The sequence below is a fragment of the Streptomyces sp. NPDC001351 genome, assembly GCF_042896045.1.
In the GTDB taxonomy this organism is placed as follows: Bacteria; Actinomycetota; Actinomycetes; order Streptomycetales; family Streptomycetaceae; genus Streptomyces.
Genome location: NZ_JBIAWS010000013.1, coordinates 24,048 through 30,582, shown reverse-complemented (window position 1 = coordinate 30,582; position 6,535 = coordinate 24,048). Strand labels below are relative to the sequence as shown.

4 protein-coding genes are annotated in these 6,535 nt (G+C 74.5%); 1 reads left to right on the top strand and 3 read right to left on the bottom strand.

Features of this window, described 5'->3' with window-relative positions; all coding sequences use genetic code 11:
- Nucleotides 1-3,354 (bottom strand): FtsX-like permease family protein (locus ACFY1U_RS37410; RefSeq protein ID WP_390698503.1); only part of this gene is annotated, 3,354 nt, incomplete at its 3' end.
- A 146-nt stretch (nt 3,355-3,500) separates the two neighbouring features.
- The gene (locus ACFY1U_RS37405; protein ID WP_390698502.1) at nt 3,501-3,905 is read right to left on the bottom strand and encodes a globin; all 405 of its coding nucleotides are present in this window, start codon (nt 3,903-3,905) and stop codon (nt 3,501-3,503) included.
- 219 nt (nt 3,906-4,124) lie between these two features.
- Between ACFY1U_RS37405 and ACFY1U_RS37400 the strand changes: the two genes are divergently transcribed.
- A complete protein-coding gene (locus ACFY1U_RS37400; RefSeq protein ID WP_390698501.1) occupies nt 4,125-5,108 on the top strand; it encodes a methyltransferase domain-containing protein in 984 nt (327 codons plus the stop codon).
- A gap of 95 nt (nt 5,109-5,203) precedes the next feature.
- Here ACFY1U_RS37400 and ACFY1U_RS37395 read toward each other — a convergent pair whose 3' ends face one another.
- Complete coding sequence (locus tag ACFY1U_RS37395) at nt 5,204-6,493, bottom strand: FHA domain-containing protein (protein WP_390698500.1); 1,290 nt, start codon at nt 6,491-6,493, stop codon at nt 5,204-5,206.
- Nucleotides 6,494-6,535 lie beyond the last annotated feature (42 nt).

Genomic DNA, 6,535 nt, shown 5'->3' with positions numbered 1-6,535 from the left:
CACCGCCAGCGCCGCCGTCACGAGCAGTGGCGTCACCGCCACGGCCGCCAGCAGTACGGCGACGTCCGGCACCGGCAGTTCGACCAGCACCCGCGGCACCGGCCGCGTGGCCTGCGCCGTCAGCACGATCAGCGGGATCACCGCCCGCGTCAGCACCGTCCCCAGGACCGTGCCCACCACCAGAGCCAGTGCCACCAGGACGCCCTGCTCGACAGCGATCATGCGGGCCAGGCGGCGGCGCGGGGCGCCCAGAGCCCGGAGCACGGCCAGTTCGGCGCCCCGCTCCCGCAGGGACCCGGCCGCGCTCACCGCGAAACCGACGGCGGCCAGCGCCGCCGCCACTCCGGCCGCCGCCGCGAACGCCGCTTCCGCGCCCGCGCCGAACGGGTCGTCCCGCAGCCGGGCGGCCGCCTCGTCCCGCACCACGACCTGCGCCGGGTCCAGCTCGGGCCGCGCCCGCAGGGCCTTCGCGACCTCGGCCGACTCGCCGGGGCCGGTCCGCAGCCACCACTCCGTGGGCGTGGCGCTCGTCCCGTACCGCGCCTCCAGCACCCGGTTCACGGACCGCAGATCAACCAGCAGGGCGCCCCCGCCGGCATCGCCGGTCGTCGGCAACTCCCGTACCGCACGCACGATCCGCACCGGCACGTTCTCCCCGCCGACCGTCACGTCCACCCGCTGCCCGGTGCGCGCGCCCGCCGAGGTGAGGAACCGGTCGGTCGCCACCGCCGTGATCTCGGGCGGACTCGGCTGTACGACCTGCACCCGCACCGTCAACGACGGGGTGACCCACCTGTCGGCGGCCGGCACATACCCCGTGCCGTAGTCGACCGTGGGCGGCCCCGACGCACTCATGGCCGGTTTCGTCGGGTTCGTCCTCCCGTCCGGCGAGGAGACCTGCCCGTCACTGCGTACGGACGCCTTCCAGGAGTCGGGCAGCGGGACCTTCCGCACGGTCCCGTCCGCCCCGGTCGCCGTCAACTCGCCCAACCCCAGGCGCTGTTGCTCAGGCTCCCCGACCGGCTGGGGCAGCACCAGCTGTACTCCCGTGAGCGACAGGGGTCCCTCGGAGACGGGAACGTCGAGCGTGTGCGCCCGTCCGTCGCCGGGGAGTTCCCCGGCCGGCACCTGGTACGGCGTCCCGTACCGGTCCACCAGCGTGACCGTCACGTCCGCCGCCGTGCCCGACCCGTTCCGCACGGAGCTGTGCAGGGTCGCCGCCAGCCGCAGCCGTGCGGTGTGCCGGGGCACCTGCGCGCCGGCCGTCGGCGCCTTCGAGGCCAGGGACTCGAGGAGCGGCCGTACCGGCTGCGAGGTCAGGTCCCGGCGCATCAGCACCGTGTCCGCCGCCCGCGCGGTGTCCAGCGCCAGCAGTGCGGCCGTGCGGTCGCCGGACAACGGCAGGTCCGCGCGGTAGGCCGGGGCGACCTCTTGTACGTGCGGGACGGCCGCATAGGTCTCCGTGCGCCCGAGGTCGTCCTCCCCGGCGGCCAGGACACGCACGGGGGCGCCCGCGCCGAAGTCCGCCTGGTCGCCCTGCGAGCGGTTCCAGGAGGCGCGCTGCCCGATCGCGAGCATGCCCAGCGCGACGGCCAGGACCAGCAGCAGCACCGGTCCCGCCCCGCGCATCGGGCGGCGGCTCAACTGCCAGCCCGCCAGCGCCGCGGTCAGCCCGCGGCCGCCGGCTGCCCTGTGCTCGGCCAGCCGTGCCACCAGCGGCAGCAGGCGCAGGGTCAGTACCGTGCCGGCGAGCAGTGCGAGCGCGGGCGCCGCAACCAGGAGCGGGTCGATGTCCAGACCTCCGGTCCGGTCGCCGGAGACGACGCCGGTGGTCTGGCGGCTGAGCTGCCAGTACGCGACGGCGGCCACGGCCAGGAGGCCCAGGTCGGCGCCGGCGCCTGCTGTGCGGCTGAGAGCTCGGGCGCTTCTGTGATGGGCCGAGTGCGGCGGGTTCGTGGCTGATCGCGCCCCGCGGCGGAGCCGCAAATCGACACAGCCCCGCGCCCCTGCGGGGCGCAGCCCCGCCTTCCAGGGGCGCGGGGAACTGCGCGACAAGCCACGACGCACCCGCAGACGATCGACGCGCCCCCGCGGAGCGCTCGGCAGCGTCACCGCCAGCGCGCACCCCAGCCCCACGGCCCCCGCCACCACCCACACCCCGAGCCCCCCGCCCGCAGGCACCTCCAGCCGCAGCCCGATCCTTGCCAGCGGCCCCTGGTCGGCCAGCAGTCGGGTGAGCGGACCCGAGAGCAGCGGTGCGCACACCACCGCGGGCGCCGCCAGGAACAGTGCCTCCAGGGCGGCCAGGGAGGCGACCCGCGCCCGGGAGGCGCCGCGGGCCCGCAGCAGCCGCACCTCACCCGCGCGCTCGGCGCTCAGCAGCCGGGCCACCAGCAGCAGCGCACAGCAGGCCAGCAGCACCAGCTGCAACGCGACGATCAGCAGCGTCGAACGCGAGACGAGCAGCGAGCGCTCGACGCGGTCGAGAACGTCCGGCAGCGAAGTGCTCGCGGCCGTCGTGCCGCTGAGCGCGGGCTGCCGGCGCAGGGCGGCCCCGCCCGCACCGGCAGCCTTGCGCAGCTCGCCGATCCGCCCGGTCGTCAGCGTCGAGAAGTCGGCCGACGCCAGCCAGCAGGTGGGCCCGGCGCTCACCTTTCCGCCGCTCAGCACGCCGGGGGCGGCCAGCAGGGGGCCGTACGTCGTGAAGTCGACCGTGGTGACGCCCCGGCCGCTCAGGTCGTCCAGCCGCCAGTAGGGCGCGTCCGCCCGGGCGGGCCGGTACAGGCCGGTGAGCGTCACGTGCACCTTCGGGCCGCCGAGCCGGTCGGTGAGAGTGAGGCGGGCGCCGGGGCTCAAGCCGAGGCGCCGGGCGGCGGTCTGCGGGAGGGCCGCCTCGATGCCCTCCCCGGAGCCCGTCCGGGGCGCCCGTCCCGACACGAGCCGCACCTGCGTCGGGTCCAGCGCCGCGACATAGGTCAGATCGGGGTTCCCGGCCCGCTCGGTCGGCGGCTGCAGCGAGCGCGGCAGCGCGTACGGGCCCGAGCGCACCAGGGTCCGCACGGTCACCGGCAGCCCGTCGAACGTCCGCCGCGCTCCTTGCCGTACGGCGTCCTCGGCGGCGGCGCGCCGGTCCGCCGGGAGGTCGGCCTTGACGATCAGCGCGGCATCGGCAGCGTTGCGCGGGTCCCGCAGCGAGTGGCGCAGGGCCGCGTCACCGATCGCGCCCGAGTAGGCGGTGAGGGTCGCGAGGACGGCGGTGGTCAGCAGGACGGTGAGCAGCGCGGCGGCCAGCAGCAGACGGTGCGCACGGGCACGTAACAGGACGAACCGTGCCACCGCACCGAACGCCGTCACGCCCAACCCCCCGTGGTTGTCCAGACCTCCGGATGATGTTGTCAGAGCGGGCGGGCCCTCGGTAAGCGCTTGTACGGCGGGCTTGACCGGATCGTGACCGGATTCCGGCGTCGTACGACCGGAATCCGCACGTCGTGCGGTCAGGGTCAGTCCGGGGTGTTCACCATCGAGGCCGCGGCGTACGTCATGTACTTCCACAGCTGCTGCTCGTGCTCCTCGGACAGGCCGAGCTCGTCGACGGCGTCCCGCATGTGCCGCAGCCAGGCGTCGTGCGCCTCGCGGTTCACGGTGAAGGGGGCGTGACGCATGCGCAGCCGGGGGTGGCCGCGGTTGTCGCTGTACGTCGTCGGTCCGCCCCAGTACTGGATCAGGAACAGCGTGAGGCGCTCCTCGGCCGGGCCGAGGTCCTCCTCCGGGTACATGGGCCGCAGCACCGGGTCCTCGGCCACACCCTCGTAGAAACGGTGGACGAGGCGGCGGAAGGTCTCCTCCCCGCCGACCTGCTCGTAGAAGGTCTGCTCCTGAAGCGTGCCGCGCCGAATCTCGGTCACTTTGAGCTGCCTCGCATGGGTTGTTCCGGTCCGCCCGAGTTTTTCTGCCGGGGGTCCGGGGGTTGTCCCCCGGGAAAATGCCGTACGCCCTCCATGCTCTCAGACCGCCCGGCGGAGGACTTGAGGCTTAGGTCCCCGCCCCACCCCCGGGAAGGGGACATTCCGGATCTGGCGGCTTCGGTACTCGCCTCCGGCCCTGCCCCGCAGCACAGTGGACCCATGGGCGCAGCTGCTCTCGACAAGGAACTGGACGACCTCGCGGCCACCGCGCGGGCGGAACTCGTACGGGAGATCGAGGCGAGCGGGGCCTGGAACGACGACCCGGTGTGGCGGGAGGCGTTCGAGGCGGTCCCGCGCCATCTCTTCGTGCCGTACTACTACGTAGGAGTCAGGGGCGGCTACGAGCGGCGGTGGGGCGAGAGCCCTGATCCGCGGACGCGCGAGCGCTGGCTGCGCGGGGCCTACGAGGACGCCCCACTGGCCACGCGACTGCGCGACGGCGAGCTGCTCTCCTCCAGCAGCCAGCCGTCGCTGATGGCGAGGATGCTGGCCGAACTGAGGGTCGAGGACGGCAACCGGGTCCTGGAGATCGGCGCGGGCACCGGCTACAACGCCGCCCTGCTGGCCCACCGGCTCGGCGACGACGACCTGGTCACCACCGTCGACCTGGAGCCGGAGATCACCGAGTCGGCCCGGCAGCACCTGGCCGCCGCCGGCTGCCACCCGGCCGTCGTCACCGGCGACGGCGCCCGCGGAGTCCCCGAGCGCGGCCCCTTCGACCGGATCATCGCCACCTGCGCCCTGACCGCCATCCCGCGCGGCTGGCTCGCCCAGTGCAACCCGGGTGCCCGCATCCTGGCCCCGCTCGCCACCGGCCTGATCGCCCTGACGGTCCGGGACGCCACGCATGCGGAGGGCCGCTTCCTGAACACGCCCGCGTACTTCGTACCGCTGCGCGGCGGGACCCGCCCCGAGCAGGAGTCACTCCAACTCGGCGCGATCCCCCGCCGGGCACGGGACCACGAACTCTTCCGCTTCCTCCTGGCCCTGACCCGCGGCACCCTCGCCCCCCAGGAGGCCTTCGCCGTATGGGAGCGCGAAGAGCAACCGCAACGAGGGCGCTACGGCATCACGCTCGACGGCGAGCAGGAGTGGGCATGGCTGGATGCTCCGAAGGGACCGTACATCTGGCCCCTCCGGTGAGTCAGCGGCCTTTTAGGGGCGCGGGGCTGCATCAATATGCGGCTCCGCCGCGTGGGCGCGACAAGCCACGATGAAGTCGCAGCCAAAAAACGGCATCAACCCCGACGAATCGTGATCGTCGTCCAAGCCCCCACATGCACACGATCCCCGTCCTGCAACGGCACCGGCACAAAAGGTTGAATCGGCTCATCGGAGCCGTTGACCGTCGTACCGTTCGTCGAGTTCTGGTCCACGACCGCCCAACTGCCGTCCGGCTGCTGCACCAGCACCGCGTGCTGGTGCGAGACGCCCGGGTCCTCCGGCGGCACCGCCAGGTCGATGTCGGGGGTGTCGCCGGTGGAGTGCCGGCGGCGGCCGATGGTGATCTGGTTGCCGCTGAGCGTGCGCTGCTGCTCCGGCGAGTACGCGGGCAGGTTGAGGCCCGCGGCCTCGGGGCCGGAGCGCTGCATCATCGCCATGAAGTACTCGCGGTCCGGACCGATGGTCGCCGTCCAGGTCACCGGCCCGCCGTGGGTCTGCGGGAAGCCCTGGCCGGGCGGGGGCGGGGGCGCCTGGGTCGAACCGGGCTGCGGATAGCCGTAGCCGCCACCCTGACCGGGGCCACCGGGACCGCCGGGTCCGCCGGGTCCGCCGGACGGCGGGGAGATCACCCAGTCGTCGTCACCGCCGCCGAAGGACGGACCGCCCTGCTGCGGCGGACGTCCCGTCTCCTGCGGGAAGCGGGGCGGGGCCGGCGGACCGGGCTGCTGGAACGCCTGCGGAGCGCCACCGGGACCACCGGGACCACCGGGGCCGCCGTGCGGTGTGGGGCCGGGCGGCGGCGGGACGGGACGCGAGGGGTCGGGGCCGAAGCCGGACCGGTCGGCGAACGGGCTCGGCGGACCGGGAGGCTCGGTGCCGAAGGGGCTCGGCGGCGGACCCGAGGGCTCGTTGCCGAACGGGCTCGGCGGGATCGGTTCCGCCGGGCGGTTCATCTGGGACGGGCGCGAGCCCTGGTACTCGTACGAGTCACCGCCGCCGTACGACGGTCCGGGCGGCTGCTGCTGGAAGGGCCCGCCGGGGCCGGGCGCCGACGGGCGCGGGGCGGCCGGGGTGTACGAGGTCGCGGTGTTCGTCAGGAAGTTCCACCGGCACTCCTCGCAGAACGGCGCACCGCCCTCACGGGGCGTACGGCACTGCGGGCAGAGCTCCGGCTCGTGGTCCGGCACCGCGGACAGCGGGCGGCCGCCTGGCTGGGGGCCCTGACCGGGCGGCGGGAAGCCGTAGCCGCCGCCGGGCGGGGGCGGCGGGGGAGGGGGCGGAGGCACGGCACCGGCCATGCGGTGACCGCAGACCTCGCACCAGTCGTCGGAACCCGACTGGTGTCCGTTCGGGCAGGTCGGCATGTCGGCGCTTCCCCCTTTCCAGGGTCCTATTCGGTCCTGTGA